14 protein-coding genes are annotated in these 15708 nt (G+C 73.0%); 8 read left to right on the forward strand and 6 right to left on the reverse strand.

Annotation, left to right across the window (positions count from 1 at the left end; translation table 11 throughout):
* Nucleotides 1-6 precede the first annotated feature (6 nt).
* The 3 genes from gnd to dnaA form a co-directional block, all read right to left on the reverse strand.
* Nucleotides 7-1011, reverse strand: a complete 1005-nt coding sequence (gene gnd / locus AC1050_RS16370; protein ID WP_482388474.1) for a phosphogluconate dehydrogenase (NAD(+)-dependent, decarboxylating) — start codon at nucleotides 1009-1011, stop codon at nucleotides 7-9.
* 79 nt (nucleotides 1012-1090) lie between these two features.
* The gene (gene dnaN / locus AC1050_RS16375) at nucleotides 1091-2221 is read right to left on the reverse strand and encodes a DNA polymerase III subunit beta (RefSeq protein WP_482388475.1); all 1131 of its coding nucleotides are present in this window, start codon (nucleotides 2219-2221) and stop codon (nucleotides 1091-1093) included.
* Between the two features lie 758 nt (nucleotides 2222-2979).
* Nucleotides 2980-4413 (reverse strand): chromosomal replication initiator protein DnaA, encoded by a 1434-nt coding sequence (gene dnaA, locus AC1050_RS16380; protein WP_482388702.1) that lies wholly within the window; start codon nucleotides 4411-4413, stop codon nucleotides 2980-2982.
* A 502-nt stretch (nucleotides 4414-4915) separates the two neighbouring features.
* Between dnaA and rpmH the strand changes: the two genes are divergently transcribed.
* The 8 genes from rpmH to AC1050_RS16420 all read left to right on the forward strand — a co-directional run bounded on the left by rpmH (nucleotide 4916) and on the right by AC1050_RS16420 (nucleotide 12876).
* A complete protein-coding gene (rpmH, locus tag AC1050_RS16385) occupies nucleotides 4916-5053 on the forward strand; it encodes a 50S ribosomal protein L34 (protein WP_013885212.1) in 138 nt (45 codons plus the stop codon).
* A 14-nt stretch (nucleotides 5054-5067) separates the two neighbouring features.
* The gene (gene rnpA / locus AC1050_RS16390; RefSeq protein WP_482388476.1) at nucleotides 5068-5460 is read left to right on the forward strand and encodes a ribonuclease P protein component; all 393 of its coding nucleotides are present in this window, start codon (nucleotides 5068-5070) and stop codon (nucleotides 5458-5460) included.
* Complete coding sequence (gene yidD / locus AC1050_RS16395) at nucleotides 5457-5786, forward strand: membrane protein insertion efficiency factor YidD (protein ID WP_482388477.1); 330 nt, start codon at nucleotides 5457-5459, stop codon at nucleotides 5784-5786. The genes rnpA and yidD overlap by 4 nt, the downstream gene beginning before the upstream one ends.
* Nucleotides 5787-5805: 19 nt before the next feature.
* Nucleotides 5806-7047, forward strand: a complete 1242-nt coding sequence (gene yidC / locus AC1050_RS16400) for a membrane protein insertase YidC (protein ID WP_482388478.1) — start codon at nucleotides 5806-5808, stop codon at nucleotides 7045-7047.
* 49 nt (nucleotides 7048-7096) lie between these two features.
* Complete coding sequence (locus AC1050_RS16405; protein WP_482388479.1) at nucleotides 7097-7609, forward strand: Jag family protein; 513 nt, start codon at nucleotides 7097-7099, stop codon at nucleotides 7607-7609.
* 2578 nt (nucleotides 7610-10187) lie between these two features.
* On the forward strand, nucleotides 10188-10796 hold the full coding sequence (gene rsmG, locus AC1050_RS16410; protein ID WP_482388703.1) for a 16S rRNA (guanine(527)-N(7))-methyltransferase RsmG: 609 nt from the start codon (nucleotides 10188-10190) through the stop codon (nucleotides 10794-10796).
* Entirely contained in the window at nucleotides 10793-11782 is a 990-nt protein-coding gene (locus AC1050_RS16415; protein WP_482388480.1) for a ParA family protein, read from the forward strand. Before rsmG ends, AC1050_RS16415 begins: the two co-directional genes overlap by 4 nt.
* The gene (locus tag AC1050_RS16420; RefSeq protein WP_482388481.1) at nucleotides 11779-12876 is read left to right on the forward strand and encodes a ParB/RepB/Spo0J family partition protein; all 1098 of its coding nucleotides are present in this window, start codon (nucleotides 11779-11781) and stop codon (nucleotides 12874-12876) included. Before AC1050_RS16415 ends, AC1050_RS16420 begins: the two co-directional genes overlap by 4 nt.
* Before the next feature lie 57 nt (nucleotides 12877-12933).
* On the opposite strand, the gene AC1050_RS16425 is transcribed toward AC1050_RS16420, so the two are convergent.
* The 3 genes from AC1050_RS16425 to trxA all read right to left on the reverse strand — a co-directional run bounded on the left by AC1050_RS16425 (nucleotide 12934) and on the right by trxA (nucleotide 15698).
* Nucleotides 12934-13896 carry a D-alanine--D-alanine ligase family protein gene (locus tag AC1050_RS16425; RefSeq protein ID WP_482388482.1) on the reverse strand — a complete coding sequence of 321 codons (963 nt, stop codon included), beginning with the start codon at nucleotides 13894-13896 and terminating at the stop codon, nucleotides 12934-12936.
* Between the two features lie 57 nt (nucleotides 13897-13953).
* Entirely contained in the window at nucleotides 13954-15291 is a 1338-nt protein-coding gene (locus AC1050_RS16430) for an aminotransferase-like domain-containing protein (RefSeq protein ID WP_482388483.1), read from the reverse strand.
* A gap of 83 nt (nucleotides 15292-15374) precedes the next feature.
* Nucleotides 15375-15698 carry a thioredoxin gene (gene trxA / locus AC1050_RS16435; RefSeq protein WP_482388484.1) on the reverse strand — a complete coding sequence of 108 codons (324 nt, stop codon included), beginning with the start codon at nucleotides 15696-15698 and terminating at the stop codon, nucleotides 15375-15377.
* Nucleotides 15699-15708: the final 10 nt, after the last annotated feature.

Below are 15708 nucleotides of genomic sequence, written 5' to 3' on the forward strand. Positions count from 1 at the left end.
GCGGCGTCAGCCCTCCGAGCGCACGCCCGACGGGGCGTCGCCGGAGATCGGCGCACCGGCGGCACGGACGGCGTGGCCGCCGAACTGCTGGCGGAGCGCGGCGACGGCCTTCATCGCGGGCGACTGCTCCTGGCGCGACTGGAACCGGGCGAACAGCGCGGCGGTGATCACGGGGAGCGGCACGGCGGCGTCGATCGCCTCGTCCACGGTCCACCGGCCCTCGCCGGAGTCCGCGACCCAGTCGTCGATCTGCTCGAACGCCTGGTCCTCCTCGAGCGCCTTGACCAGCAGCTCCAGCAGCCAGGACCGCACGACGGTGCCGCGCTGCCAGGCCTTCATGGTGCCGGCGACGTCGGTGACGATGTCCTTGGCGGCGAGCAGCTCGTAGCCCTCGGCGTACGCCTGCATCAGGCCGTACTCGATGCCGTTGTGCACCATCTTGGCGTAGTGGCCCGCGCCGACGGCGCCCGCGTGCACGAAGCCCTCCTCGCGGGGGCCCTCCGGCCGCAGCGCGTCGAACACGGGGAGCACGCGCTCGACCTGCGCGGCGTCGCCGCCGACCATCAGGCCGTAGCCGTTCGCCAGGCCCCACACGCCGCCGGAGACGCCGACGTCCAGGAAGTGCACGCCCTTCGCGCCGAGGTGCTCGGCGTGCTTCGCGTCGTCGCCGAAGTACGAGTTTCCGCCGTCGATGACCAGGTCGCCCTCGGTCAGCAGACCGCCGAGCTCCTCGATCACCGCGTGCGTCACCGCACCGGCGGGCACCATGACCCACACGACGCGCTCGCCGGCGGGGAGGGCCGCGACCAGGTCGGCCAGCGACGCGACGTCGGTGACCTCCGGGTTCTGGTCGTACCCCGTGACCTCGACACCCGCGTTCCGCATCCGGTCGCGCATGTTCGCGCCCATCCTGCCGAGACCCACCAGGCCGATGTGCATCGCTCTACCTCTCCTCGCCCGACCGTCCCCGGTGGCCGTGCGGCCCCGGGGACGTGTTCTGTCGCCCGCCATTGTCCAGCGACGGGCCGGTGCTGACGAACGAAGCGCGCGTCTCGCCGGTCACACCCGCCGGCGCGACCGGCGGCACGGGTCAGGAGGCGAAGCGGATCGGGACCAGGAGGTAGCGGTACTCCTTCAGGTCCTCGCCCTCGAGCGACTCCTGGCCGGTGAACTCCACCGGCTTGTTCGGGTGCGTGAACGACAGCCGCACGAACGAGGTGGTGAGCGCCCCCAGCCCGTCCAGCAGGAACTGCGGGTTGAACGCGACGGCGATGTCGTCGCCGACGAGCGTCGCCTCCAGCGCCTCGGACGCCTGGGCGTCGTCGCCCTGGCCGGCGTCGAGGACGACCTGGCCCTCGCTGAACGTGAGGCGGATCGGGGTGTTGCGCTCCGCGACCAGCGCGACGCGCTTCGCGGCGTCCGCCAGCAGCTGCGTGTTCACCACGGCGTGGATGGGGGACTCGTCCGGGAACAGCCGGCGCACGGCCGGGTAGTCGCCGTCGACCAGCAGCGACGTCGTGTGCCGGCCGCCGGCCTCGAAGCCGATCAGGTCGACGCCCTGGCCGGTGGCCAGCGCGACGTTCACGGACCCGGAGGCACCCAGGGACTTGGCGGCGTCGGACAGCGTGCGCGCGCGGACGAGCGCCACCTCGGACGCGTCCGGGCTGGCGGGCTTCCAGGTGAGCTCGCGCAGCGCGAGGCGGTACCGGTCGGTCGCGAGCAGGGTGACCTTCTCGCCCTCGATCTCGACCCGGACGCCCGTGAGCAGCGGCAGGGTGTCGTCGCGGCTCGCGGCGACCGTCACCTGGGTGACGGCCTTGGTCAGCTCGTCGCCGTCCACCGTGCCGGCGAGCGCGGGCATGGACGGGAGCTGCGGGTAGTCCTCGACGGGCATCGTCAGCAGCGTGAACCGGCTCGCCCCGCAGGTGACGGTGACCTTGGTGCCGTCGAGCTGGACGTCGACCGGCTTGCCGGGCAGGGCACGGGAGATCTCGGCGAGCAGCCGGCCGGAGACGAGCACCGTCCCGGGCTCGCTCACGTCGGCCGGGACCTCCGAGCGGGCCGAGACCTCGTAGTCGAAGCTCGCGAGCCGCAGCACGCCCTCGGTGTCCGCCTCGATGCGCACGCCGGCCAGGACCGGGACCGGGGGACGGGTGGGCAGGCTGCGAGCGATCCACGTGACGGCTTCAGCGAGGACGTCACGTTCGACGCGGAACTTCATGCCCCACCCTCTCGGTCGGGGGGATCGCGGTCGATCCCGTGCGCGGTGCTGGACGACCCCGGCCGGTGCACGGCAGGGGTCGTCCCGAAGACTACGCGAGTGACCTGGACCGGTGGTACCGAACCGCGGGCCTGTGGACGACGTCGTCGGGGCTCCAGCGTTCGCCAGGACGCGTCGAGCCGGGACGCCGGGGGAGCGCCGGCCTGGGACGCGAGGGACGCGTCGGCGCACGACGGCGCTCCGCGAAGGATCCGGGGCCGTCGAGGTCGTCCACAACGCGTCCCGTCCTCGGCCCCGTCGTCCGGTCGTGGTGCCCGGTCGTGCCGGTCGGCTCGGAACCGGCCCGCAGGGCATTGACGGGCTGTGGATCTTCTTCCTAGGGATCAGTCGTCGTCATCATCGCTTCTGTGGAACCTGGGGACGACCACCGTCCGCGCTGGTCAGCGCATTCAGCGCGCTGTGCACGGTGGGTGTGGACCCGTTGGGGACAACGCGGACGAACGTGGACGGCGCGCTGTGCGTCCTTCTGCGTCCACCGTCGGCGCAGGATCCGTCCACACGAACCAGGGGGGTCGTCCACCGGTTTCCACAGATCCATCCACAGGTGTGCACATTCGTCCTACCGCTGATTCCTGCGCCCTGCGGCGTCGTGCGCACGCGTGCCTTCCGCTGCGTTCCCTCGCGTTCCGCCCGCCGGACGACGAGACCCGCCACCGGGCGGGTGCCGGGGCGGGTCTCGGGGCTCGTGCGGTGGTGGGTCAGCCGCGGCTCTCCTGCTTGATGCGGTTGGTCAGCTCCGTCACCTGGTTGAAGATCGAGCGGCGCTCGGCCATCAGCTCGCGGATCTTCCGGTTCGCGTGCATCACGGTCGTGTGGTCCCGGCCGCCGAACGCCTGGCCGATCTTCGGCAGCGACAGGTCGGTGAGCTCGCGGCACAGGTACATGGCGATCTGCCGAGCCGTCACCAGCACCCGGGAGCGGGACGACCCGCACAGGTCCTCGATCGACAGCCCGAAGTACGCCGCCGTCTGGCCGATGACCGCGGTCGCGGTGATGTCCGCCTGGTTGTCGTCGGTGATCAGGTCCTTGAGGACGATCTCGGCGAGCGACAGGTCCACCTGCTGCCGGTTGAGGTTCGCGAACGCGGTGACCCGGATGAGCGCGCCCTCGAGCTCGCGGATGTTCGTGGAGATCTTCGACGCGATGTACTCCAGCACGTCGTCCGGGGCCTGCAGCTTGTCGTTCGCCGACTTCTTGCGCAGGATCGCGATGCGCGTCTCGAGGTCCGGCGGCTGCACGTCGGTGATCAGGCCCCACTCGAAGCGGGAACGCATCCGGTCCTCGAACCCGTTCAGCTGCTTGGGCGGCAGGTCGGACGTGAGGACGATCTGCTTGTTGGCGTTGTGCAGGGTGTTGAAGGTGTGGAAGAACTCCTCCATCGTCTGCTCTTTGCCCTGCAGGAACTGGATGTCGTCGATCAGCAGGACGTCGACCTCGCGGTAGCGGCGCTGGAACGCGCCGGCCTTGCCCTCGCCGATGGAGTTGATGAAGTCGTTGGTGAACTCCTCGGAGTTCACGTAGCGCACGCGCACCGACGGGTAGAGGTTCCGGGCGTAGTGCCCGATCGCGTGCAGCAGGTGCGTCTTGCCCAGCCCCGAGTCGCCGTAGATGAACAGCGGGTTGTAGGCCTTCGCCGGCGCCTCCGCGACCGCCACGGCCGCGGCGTGCGCGAACCGGTTGGACGAGCCGATGACGAACGTCTCGAACAGGTACTTGGGGTTCAGCCGCGCGGGCTCGACGCTCGGCGTGGGGCCGGCCGGCTCGCGGCGGAACGGCTCCGCGGCGCGGACCGGCTCGACCCGTGCGCTCTCGCCGGTGCTCGGGTGGCCGGTCCCGGCGTGCGCCACGACCACCTCCTGCTCGCCCGACCGCGGCGGCGGTGCGGTCGCGAGGCCGGCGTCGGCCGTCTCCAGCGACGGGTCCACCGTGATCGCGAACCGCGCCTCCCGGCCGAGGGCCGCGGCGAGCGCGTCCGAGACCTCCTGCCGCACGCGGGTCTCGAGGTAGTCCTTGGTCAGGTCGTTGCCGACCGCCAGGAGCATCGTCCCGTCGAGCAGACCGAGCGGCTTCGCGAGGCGCACGAACGCGAGCTGGCGCGGCGTGATGTCCGGGCTCACCTCGAGCTGCGCCATCGCGGCCGACCAGACCTGGCTCAGCTGATCGTCCTGTCCTGACACCTGTACCTCGCTGCCGTCGTGGGTCGCGTGGTCGAGTGTCGCACGCGACGGTCCTGCATCCACAGAGTTGTCCACACCTGTGCGTGACGTGGGATCACGCGGGATCGCGGGTCCGCCGGGGCGGCTCCGGGGGTCCGGGCACGGACTTGTCCACAGGCCCCGACGGCTCTGTCCACGGGGTGGGGAGAGCCGGCGCTGCAAGACGCATCAGCGGACGATGCTAACGGCCGACCGCACCGTCGCGGGAGGGGCGGGCGAGGCCGGTTCTGCCGCGTGGTCACGCGGTTTGACCCCAGGCGCCCGCCGACGTAACGTTGACCAGCCTTCCTGATGGCTCCTGCTGGCGTGCCCCGACGTCGGCCGCGTCGACGACGTGGGTACACGGAGCAGTCGAGCACAGGCGACCACCGACCTGGCCGGATCCTCGGCCGTTGCACCGAAGTACTTGGAGAGCATCGTGAGCAAGCGGACGTTCCAGCCGAACAACCGGCGCCGGGCCAAGACCCACGGCTTCCGTCTGCGTATGCGGACGCGTGCCGGCCGTGCGATCCTCGCCGCCCGCCGGCGCAAGGGTCGCTCCGAGCTGTCGGCCTGACACCACCTGACGCGGTGCTGCCCGCCGCGCACCGGATGCGCCGGTCCGCCGACTTCGAGCGGGCCGTGCGCGGCGGCGTGCGCGCCGGACGGAGCACGGTCGTGGTGCACCTGGTGACGCGAACCGACCCCGGACCTGGTCCGGCGGTCGGTTTCGTCGTGTCCAAGGGCGTCGGGAACGCGGTGGTGCGGAACCGGGTCAAGCGTCGTCTGCGGGCGCTGGCCACGGAGCGCCTCGGCACGCTGCCGGACGGCGCGGACCTCGTGGTGCGGGCCCTCGGGCCGGCCGCCGAGGCGGACTACGCCGGGCTCGGCCGCGACCTGGACGGCGCGCTCCGGACCGCCGGACGCCGGCTCGCCGAGCGGTCGGGTGCCGCGACGGCACCCCGGCCGGACGGCGCCCGGTGACCGGGCCCGCCGCGGACGCTCCGCGGTCGGCGCCGGGCCGGGTGCTGCGGTCGGTGCTCCGGCTGCCGCGGCGGCTGCTCGTCCTGATGATCCGCGGGTACCAGCGTTTCCTGTCCCCGCTCACCCCGCCGACCTGCCGGTTCTACCCGTCCTGCTCCGCGTACGCCGTGATCGCCCTCGAGCGGCACGGCGTCCTGCGCGGGACGAGGCTGGCCGTGTGGCGGATCCTGCGCTGCAACCCGTGGAACCCGGGCGGCGTCGACGACGTTCCACCAGCGGGGTCGCACGGTCGACACCCGCACGACGCGGTCGCCTCCGCGCACTGACCCCCTGGAGAGTTCCCCGATGAGCTGGTTCGACGGCCTGCTGTATCCGATCATGGTCGCTGTCGCGTGGATCATGGTCCAGTTCCACTCGCTGTTCGACTGGCTGGGTCTCGACCCGGCCGGCGGCGCCGCGTGGGGCTTCTCGATCGTCGGCCTCGTGGTCGTGATGCGGATCATCCTGATCCCGCTGTTCTTCAAGCAGATCAAGGCGTCGCGCGGCATGCAGCTGCTCGCGCCGGACATGAAGAAGATCCAGGCGAAGTACAAGGGCAAGACCGATCCCGCGTCCCGCGAGGCCATGAGCCGCGAGACGATGGAGCTCTACCGCAAGCACGGGACCAACCCGTTCTCGTCCTGCCTGCCGATCCTGGCCCAGTCGCCGATCTTCTTCGCGCTGTTCCGGGTGCTGAACTCGCTGCCGCAGCTGGCGGACGGCACCTACGGCCGGCCGAACCTCGGCCCCCTGACGCAGGACCTGGCCGCGCAGGCGGAGCAGGCGACCATCTTCGGCGCGCCGCTGTCGGCGACGTTCATGAACGCCGGCGAGTTCGGCGACCAGGCCGTGCACATCCGGATCGTCACGATCGTGCTCGTGATCGCGATGTCGGCGACGACCTTCCTGACCCAGCGCCAGCTGACCATGAAGAACATGCCGCCGGCCGCCCTCGAGGGCCCGATGGCGCAGCAGCAGAAGATGCTGATGTACGTCTTCCCGCTGATCTTCGCCTTCTCGGGCGTCAACTTCCCGATCGGTGTCCTCATCTACTGGACCACCACCAACCTGTGGTCGATGGGTCAGCAGTTCTACACGATCCGCAAGATGCCGGCCCCGGGGTCGCAGGCCGAGAAGGCGCTCAAGGCACGGCAGGCGCGCAAGGCCGCGCACAAGGGCCTGACGATCGAGGAGTCGGAGGCGCTCACCATCGAGGAGCAGCGCCCGGCCGGCCAGCGCCAGCAGCCCGTCGGCAAGGCGCGGGCCAAGAAGCGCCCGGCCGCCTCCGCCCCGGCCGCGACGGCTCCCAAGGACACGACGCCCGCCCCGGTCGACGACGCTCCGGCGGCCCCGGCCGTGAAGCCCGCCGCGGGCACCCCCGCCGGCGGCAAGAAGAAGCGCAGCGGCTCCGGCGGCGGCGCGGGTGCGGGCGGTGCCGCGAACGGAGCTGCCGGCACGAAGCCGTCCGGCGCCAAGCCCGCCGGTGGTGCCACGTCGTCCGGCTCGAAGCCGTCGGGCGCCAAGCCGTCCCGTCCGACCGACGACTGAGACCTACGCGCCCCGGCGCGGTTCCGTCCCTCCCAGCAAGGAGCACGAGATGACCACCCCGACTGACGCCACCGGTGAGGCCGGCGCCGCCACCCGCCTCGAGGAAGAGGGCGAGATCGCGGCCGACTACCTGGAGGAGCTCCTCGACATCGCCGACCTGGACGGTGACATCGACATCGACGTCGACCACGGTCGCGCGGCCGTCGAGATCGTCGCGGAGGCGGGCGCCGAGCGCGCGCTCCGTCGTCTGGTCGGGACCGACGGGGAGGTGCTGGACGCGCTGCAGGAGCTGACGCGGCTCGCCGTCCAGGCGAAGACGGGCGACCGGAGCCGGCTCATGCTCGACGTGGCGGGCTACCGGGCCGGCCGCAAGACGGAGCTCGTCGCGGTGGCGGAGGAGGCGATCGCCGAGGTGCGTGCCTCCGGTGCCGAGAAGTCGCTCGAGCCGATGAACCCCTTCGAGCGGAAGGTCGTGCACGACGCCGTCGCCGCCGCGGGCCTCACCTCGGACTCGGAGGGCGTCGAGCCGGCGCGGTACGTGGTGATCAAGCCCGCGAGCTGACCGCGCGGCGGTTCGCCTGGACGTGACGAGAGGCCGGTCCCCTGGGGGACCGGCCTCTCGTGCTTCTCGGCCTCGTTCTCTCGGCGGCCTGAAGCGAAGTCGTTCGCGTGTGAAGTGGTGGCGGAAAGTTCGCACGAGTACGAATGCTGCCGCATCGTTGAGGTCAGCGCTTCAGGCACTCCGTGTCCGGAGCTCAGGGGCGGGTGCCCCTGGGGTCGGCGCCGGACTCGTCGCCGCCCGGCGTGAGGTTGCTGCGGCGGGCGCACCGGCCGTGCATCTCGGTCGGCGGGGACGCGGGGCGGCCACGGCGCACGGGTTCACTTCAGCGTGGCGGGCTCCCGCGCGCAGTGCTCACGTGGGAGCACGACGACCGCGCAGCCGCTCGGCCGGATCGACGCGCTGCTGCCACGGTGTAGGCCCGGGCCGGCGTCGCCACCCGGGTGCGGGCAAGCAGGTGTGGACCTCGCGGCCGAGGGCGATAGTCGGGCGGTGAGGGGCCGACCGCATGCGGTCGGCGCCGGATGTCCGTGGAGCCGACCCGGCCCTGGGCTACCGGTGGGCGGTCGTGTGCGGGGGGGCGCGACCTCGCGTCCGGAGCGGTCCTCCGGCTCGGAGGTGGCTGACGGTGAGGTGGTGCGCCCCGGGGAGCTGGTTCTGGACGCCGCCACGTGGGCGTGGTCCTGCGCGGCGGGCGCACATGGACGAGGCGGTCTCGCTCGGGCCGGGCTGACGCGGACCGTGTGGCCGTCTTTCGCAGGGATGGTCGCGAAAAGACAGCGAAGGTCGCAGCGAGGCGTCGGCCGTCGTTCTCGGTGGCGCCATCGGAGCACCGCTTGAAGGGAACGCGCGGCAGCGTGTACGGGGGTCGGTGGAGACAGGGGGCGCGCGATCCCTGGTACGGGCCGGTCCGGCACGGGCGGAGGCAGGCGTCCGCGGAGGTCGCGCCGTGCCGCGCGTAGCCGGGGGCTCACCCTGTGCGCTGCGGGGTGGCCGCGCCCGGCATGGCGGCAGAGGCCGTTCTGAGCCCGTTCCACGTGAAACGCGGCCTGGCCAACGCCGCGCAGGCTCGCGACCGGCGCAGGCTGCGAGAGGGTGCCCGGTCAGCGGTACGTCTGCTTGAGCCCGTGCGGTCCGTGGCCCACGAGGAGCCCCCCGACGCCACCGCGAGGGATGGTTCCTTGTCGCGCCCGTGCTGCGTCGCATGCGTACTCGGGCCGGCGGTGTGCTGTTCCACGTGAAACCCGTGGCGGGGAGCGGGTGCGCGTCCCTGCGGTGACGGTGCAGCTGAGGACTGCGGCGAGCGGCGCGGTCGGGGGCTGGGCCATGGACCCTGTTCTGGCATGCCTGCACCGTGCCGGCGGTCTGGCCTCGCGCCAGACGCGCGCCTCGGGTCCGATGCCTGCTCGCAAGCCGGTGCGCTCGATGGTCTCGACGGCGCTGCAGCAAGCGGGCCACGGGCCGTGCGGCTGGCCGAGGTCGCACGGGGACCGAGGACTGCCGCGGGATCGGGCACCGAGCGGTGCCGCGGGATCGGGCACGAAGGGTGCCGCGTGAGCGAAGGAGGAGGCGAGCCGGGGGCCTCATTCAGCGGGATCGCCGGGCTATCCGGGCGGTGGGGTGGCGTCGTCGTCGAGCGAGCCCGTCTGCCTGACCGAACCGGGTGCGCCGCGCGCCGCGACGGTGGCCCCTGGCTAGACGCATGACTCCTCCACACCCTGAGGGGAGCGGCGAGTACACGGCGCCGTGGGCTTGCCGGGACACCGGTCACTCGTGGAACGGGCTGGACGAGCCTGGAATCGAGCGGCCCCCGGACACGTGTTCCACGTGAAACGCCGCCGCGGACGCCGACAGCGGGTTGTGGCCCGAGCGCCGGGCAGGGGCGATGCCATGAGCGCGCCTGAACCGTCCTGGCGATGCCGAACGCCGCCTGAACTGGGCCGCAGGCTGTGCGATCTGCGGTCCGGCGGCGCCGTGCCGGACGGCGTTCCACGTGAAACACGACCCCAGGAGGAGCGTGTGCAGCGCATCGACAAACCAGCCGCCGATCCAGGTATGCCCGCAGCCCAGATCACGCGTACGAACGGTTCCGCGGTGGCGGTGAGCGCCACACCGCGTATGCCGCTCGGTGGCGGACGTCGCCGGCCGGAGCCGCGGCGCCAGCGCGCCGTGCTGCCTGGTCTGCGGGAGCACGGCACAGCGCCTCGGCGTCGCTCCCGGCCCCCGCGGGAGACGTACCCGGCTTCCCGGTCGAGGAGGGAGAGCGGGACATCGAGCGCCTGTTCCACGTGAAACACCGAGATCCGTGAGGCGTGCGCATCCGTGGGGCGTGAGCGCGGCGCGGTACCGTAGACCATCACGTGCGCACGGCGGCCGAACGGCCTCGCGCACCACCCGAACCCGAGACCAGGGGAGTGCTGTGCGGCCGGAGTCGGTACCTGCGCGCGATCACGAGGCGCCCGACGTCGCACCCGACCCGTTGGAGGGCGACCAGCGCCTGCCGGAGCACTTCGGTGCCGCCTGGCCGGCGGTCCGGCAGTTCCACGCACTGCTGCGTGACCAGGGCGTTCTCCGCGGCCTCGTGGGTCCCCGTGAGGTGTCACGGCTGTGGGAGCGCCACCTGGTCAACTCGGCGGCCGTGGTCCCGTTCCTGCCCGAGAGCGGCACGATCGTCGACGTAGGCAGCGGAGCCGGTCTGCCGGGTGTCGTCGTCGCGGCGATGCGGCCCGACGCTGAAGTGGTGCTGCTCGAGCCCATGGAGCGGCGGACGGACTGGCTCACGGAGGTCGTCAGCACGCTCGGCCTGACCAACGTGCGAGTGCTCCGGGGCCGTGCCGAGGACCAGATCGGGGAGCTGGTCGCGGACGCCGTCACGGCGCGGGCGGTGGCCGCGCTCGACAAGCTCTACGGCTGGACGCTTCCGCTGCTCCGGGTCGGTGGCCGGCTCGTCGCACTGAAGGGCGGACGCGCGCAGGACGAGGCCGACGCGGCCGTGGGTGCAGGTCAGCGGCTCGGCGGGGGAGCGGCGGAGATCGTGGTGGCCCCCACGATGGCCGAGATGGACCCGACCAGCGTGGTCATCGTGGAGAAGACGCACGCCGGGTCGGCGCCCAAGCCGGCGGCCGTTTCACGTGGAACAGCGAGCCGGCCGCGCCGCTCGCGCACGTCGACGAAGGGACATCGCCCGTGACCACGGAACCCGCGCGCTGGGCGCCGGACGAGACCGACGAGCGCCGGCGGGCGGCCCTCGTGGAGAGCCTGCCGTCGGCGGACGAGGACACGCCGTTGATGGCCGAGCTCCGCCAGGACGCGCGGCGCCGCATCGAGCTCCGTGGCCGGCGCTTCCCCAAGCCCGACCACACGCGCGTCATCACCGTCGCCAACCAGAAGGGCGGCGTCGGCAAGACCACGACCACGGTCAACCTCGCCGCGGCGCTCGCGCAGTCCGGGCTGCACGTGCTGGTCATCGACAACGACCCGCAGGGCAACGCGTCGACCGCGCTCGGCGTGGATCACCGGGCTGGGGTCACCTCCGTCTACGACGTGCTGGTCGACGGCGCCCCGCTGGCCACGGCGGTGCACGCCAGCCCCGACGTGCCCAACCTGTGGTGCGTGCCCGCCACCATCGACCTCTCCGGCGCGGAGATCGAGCTGGTGTCGATGGTCGCGCGCGAGACCCGGCTCCGCCGCGCCCTCACCACCTACCTGGAGGAGCGGGTCGCGAACGGCGAGCCGCGGATCGACTACGTGCTGGTCGACTGCCCGCCGAGCCTGGGCCTGCTCACGGTGAACGCGTTCGTGGTCGCCGACGAGGTGCTGATCCCCATCCAGTGCGAGTACTACGCGCTGGAGGGCCTCAGCCAGCTGCTGAAGTCGATCGAGCTGATCCAGGCGCACCTGAACCGCGGTCTGCACGTGTCGACCATCCTGCTGACCATGTACGACGGCCGGACCAACCTGGCGCAGCAGGTCGCGCAGGAGGTCCGCGAGCACTTCCCCGAGAAGACGCTGCGCACCACGGTGCCGCGGTCGGTGCGGGTGTCCGAGGCGCCGTCGTACGGCCAGACGGTCCTGACGTACGATCCGGGCTCGAGCGGTGCGCTCGCCTACCTGGAGGCGGCGCGAGAGCTCGCCGAGCGCGGAAGCACCGCGACCCGGCAGAAGGAGGACGCGTGAGCGAGAAGCGGCGTGGGCTCGGGCGTGGCCTGGGCGCACTCATCCCGACGGGCCTGGAGACCCAGCCCCGCAGCGGCGACCGCCCCGTCGACGTCTTCTTCCCCGACCGCAGCGCCGAGCTGGCCGAGAACGGTCACCTGGACGGCCCTACGGTGGCCGACAACGCGCTGACCAGCGGAAACGCCGAGCGAGCCGCAGCGCAGCCGACGCCCGACGGTGCCCCGACGCCCGTGCCGGCCCCGGCCGTGGCCACCGACGACGGCGGGCTGCTGCCCGTGCCGGGCGCGACGTTCGCCGAGCTGCCCGTCGACTCGATCCGACCCAACCCGAAGCAGCCCCGCACGGTGTTCGACGAGGACGCCCTGGACGAGCTGGTCGGTTCCATCCGGGAGATCGGCGTGCTGCAGCCGATCGTCGTCCGGCCGGTCGACGACGGGTACGAGCTGATCATGGGGGAGCGGCGGTGGCGCGCCACCCAGGCCGCCGGCCTCGCGACGGTCCCGGCGATCGTGCGGCAGACCGAGGACGGGGACCTGCTGCGGGACGCCCTGCTCGAGAACCTGCACCGCTCGCAGCTGAACCCGCTGGAGGAGGCGGCCGCGTACCAGCAGCTGCTGGACGACTTCGGCTGCACCCACGACGAGCTGGCGCAGCGGATCCACCGCTCCCGCCCGCAGATCTCGAACACGCTCCGGCTGCTGCGTCTGCCGCCGCTCGTGCAGCGCCGGGTCGCGGCCGGGGTGCTGTCGGCGGGGCACGCGCGTGCCCTGCTCGGGCTCAGCGACGCCGCGGCGATCGAGCGGCTCGCGCAGCGGATCGTCGCCGAGGGCCTCTCGGTGCGCGCCGTCGAGGAGATCGTCGCCCTGGGCGTGCAGGAGGACGGCCGCCGTCAGCCGCGACGCACGCGCGCCGGCGTGCGGAACGAGGCGCTGGACGACCTCGCGAGCCGCCTGTCGGACCGCTTCGAGACCCGCGTGAAGGTGGACCTGGGCAAGCAGCGGGGCAAGCTGACGGTCGAGTTCGCCTCGGTGCAGGACCTCAACCGGATCCTGGCGAGCCTGGCCCCGGAGGACCCGGGCGTGCTGCGCCCCTGAGGCGCCCGGAGGCGCTCTGAGGCGCGCCGTAGACGTCCCAGAGGCGTCCCTGAGGCGTCAGGCGTCCCGCAGGCCGGTCTCCACCAGCTGCCGGTACAGGGTCGGCAGGTGGTGGAGACCGGCCTCCGCGGCCTGGGGGAACAGCGAGGTCTCGGTCATCCCGGGGGCCACGTTGACCTCGAGGAACCAGGGCTGCCCGTCGGCGTCGATGATCAGGTCGGTGCGCGACAGGTGCCGCAGCCCGAGGGCCTGGTGCGCGGCCACGGCGACCTCCGCGGCCCGGCGCGCGAGGTCGTCCGACAGCCGCGCGGGGGCGAAGTACTCGGTGCGCCCCGGGTTGTACCGGGCGTCGTAGTCGTAGGGCCCGTCCGTGACGACCTCGACGGCCGGGAGCGCGACGGGCTCGCCGTCGAGCTCCACGACGCCCACGGCGACCTCCACGCCCTCCACGGCGCGCTCGATGAGCGCGGTGTCGCCGTAGGCGAAGCACGCCACCATCGCCCGGGGCAGCTGGTCCGCGCTGCGGACCAGGGTGACGCCGAGCGCGGAGCCGCCGCGGGACGGCTTCACCACCAGGGGCAGGCCCAGCTTGGCGACGACGGCGTCCAGCACCCGGGTCGCACCGAGCTCGCGGAACAGGCTCTGCGGCAGGGTGACGAACTCCGGCGTGGCGATCCCGGCCCGGGTCACCGAGGTCTTGGCGATCGGCTTGCTCCACGCCACCCGGCTGGCCCGCGGGCCGGTGCCCAGGGCGGGGACGCCGAGCAGCTCCAGGACGTCGCGCACGGAGCCGTCCTCGCCGCCGGCGCCGTGCAGCAGCGGCCAGACCAGGTCCGGCCGCGTCTCGGTGAGCGCCGGCACCAGGTCGGCGTCGACGTCGTGCACGGCGACCTCCAGACCGGCGGACCGCAGGGCCTCGGCGACGCGCCGCCCGGACCGCAGCGAGACGTCCCGCTCGTGGGACAGCCCGCCGGCGAGGACGACGACGCGCGGGCTGGTGGGGGCGGGGTCGTGCGGCACGCAGGTCCTCCTGGGCGGGTGGCCGCGGCGGGCGGCCCGTCGGTCGGGGTGGGTCGGTCAGGCGAGGTCGGGACCGGGGGACTGCACGTCGTCGCCGGCCCGGGCGCCGCCGGTGCCGAACAGCGACACCAGCTCGCTCTCGCCCGCGACCACGCCGGCGAGCCGGCGCACGCCCTCGCGGATCCGCTCGGGCGTCGGGAAGCAGAACGACAGCCGCATGTGGTCGGCGCCCTGCCCGTCGGCGTAGAACGCGGTCCCGGGCACGTAGGCGACCCGGGCGGTGACCGCCCGCGGCAGCATCGCCTTGGCGTCGAGGCCCTCGGGCAGCCGGACCCAGGTGTAGAAGCCGCCGTCCGGGACCGTCCAGGACGCGTCGGGCAGGTGCTCGGCGAGCGCGCCGACCATGGCGTCGCGCCGCTCGCGGTAGAGCTCGCGGAAGGCCTTGACCTGGCCCTTCCAGTCGCAGGTCGCCAGGTAGCCGCTGATCGCCAGCTGCGAGGCGTTGGACGGGCACAGGATGGCCGACTCGGAGGCCAGCACCAGCTTCTCGCGCACCGCGTGCGGGGCGACGGCCCAGCCGACCCGGTAGCCCGGCGCGAAGGTCTTGGAGAACGACCCGAGGTAGATGACGCCCTCGTCGTCGGTGGACCGCATCGCGGGGATCGGGTCGCCGTCGAAGCCCAGCAGGCCGTACGGGTTGTCCTCGATGACCAGCACGTCGTAGCGGGCGGCGATCTCGAGGATCCGCGGCCGGCGCTCGGCGGACAGCGTGACACCGGCGGGGTTGTGGAAGTTCGGGATCGTGTAGAGGAACTTCACGCGCCGGCCCTGCCGCGCGAGCTCGGCCAGCGTGGACTCCAGGGCCTCGGGGATGAGTCCGTCGGCGTCGAGCGGGACGTGCACGACGTCGGCCTCGTACGCGCGGAAGACGCCCAGCGCGCCGACGTAGGACGGCGCCTCCGCCACGACGACGTCGCCCGGGTCGATGAACAGGCGCGTCACCAGGTCGAGGGCCTGCTGGGAGCCGGTGGTGACGACGACGTCGTCCGGGTGCGCGTCGATGCCCTCGAGCTTCATGACCTCGAGGATCTGCTCGCGCAGCGTCTCGTCGCCCTGCCCGGAGCCGTACTGCAGCGCCGTGGTGCCGCGCGTCGCGACCACGCGCTGGGCCAGCTCGCCGATCACGTCGAGGGGGAGGCCCTCGAGGTACGGCATGCCGCCGGCGAGCGAGACGACCTCGGGCCGGTTCGCGACGGCGAACAGGGCGCGGATCTCGGAGGCGCGCATGCCGTGCGTGCGCTCGGCGTAGGCGCCGATCCAGCGGTCGAGACGGGTGCCGGCAGCCGGCGTCGGGAGGGGGCCCGACGACTCGCCGGGCCGCGGAGTCGCGGTCATCTCCCGAGTGTGCCACGCGACCCGGGGCCGACCCGGGTGCGTCCACGGCGGGCGCGCCGCACCTTCACGGCGTCTCCCCGGGGTCAGGACGCCGCGATCTCCGCCAGGGCGGCGTCGAGTTCGGCCCGGTAGGCCGCCTTCTCCCGCGCCCCGGTGAGCGCGCGGACCAGCTCGCCGTCGTGGAAGACGTACAGCGTCGGGATCGACACGATGCCGTACCGCGCGGTCAGCTCCTGCTCCGCCTCGGTGTCCACGGCGACGACCCGCAGCCGTCCCGCGTACGCGTCGGCGAGCTCCGCGAGCACCGGCGTGACCATCCGGCAGGGCACGCACCAGTCCGCCCAGAAGTCGACGGCGACGGGGAGCGGCGACCGGAGGACCTCCTGCTCGAAGGTCCTCCCGGTCACCGCGGGAAGG

It is taken from the genome of Cellulomonas sp. NEAU-ZC6 (assembly GCF_056844425.1).

What these genes read in the sequence shown, in the direction of transcription:
- gnd (WP_482388474.1), bottom strand. Translation starts at nt 1,011, where the DNA reads ATGGCGGGCGACAGAACACGTCCCCGGGGCCGCACGGCCACCGGGGAC.
- dnaN (WP_482388475.1), bottom strand. Translation starts at nt 2,221, where the DNA reads ATGAAGTTCCGCGTCGAACGTGACGTCCTCGCTGAAGCCGTCACGTGG.
- dnaA (WP_482388702.1), bottom strand. Translation starts at nt 4,413, where the DNA reads ATGGCGCAGCTCGAGGTGAGCCCGGACATCACGCCGCGCCAGCTCGCG.
- yidC (WP_482388478.1), top strand. Translation starts at nt 5,806, where the DNA reads ATGAGCTGGTTCGACGGCCTGCTGTATCCGATCATGGTCGCTGTCGCG.
- AC1050_RS16405 (WP_482388479.1), top strand. Translation starts at nt 7,097, where the DNA reads ATGACCACCCCGACTGACGCCACCGGTGAGGCCGGCGCCGCCACCCGC.
- AC1050_RS16430 (WP_482388483.1), bottom strand. Translation starts at nt 15,291, where the DNA reads ATGACCGCGACTCCGCGGCCCGGCGAGTCGTCGGGCCCCCTCCCGACG.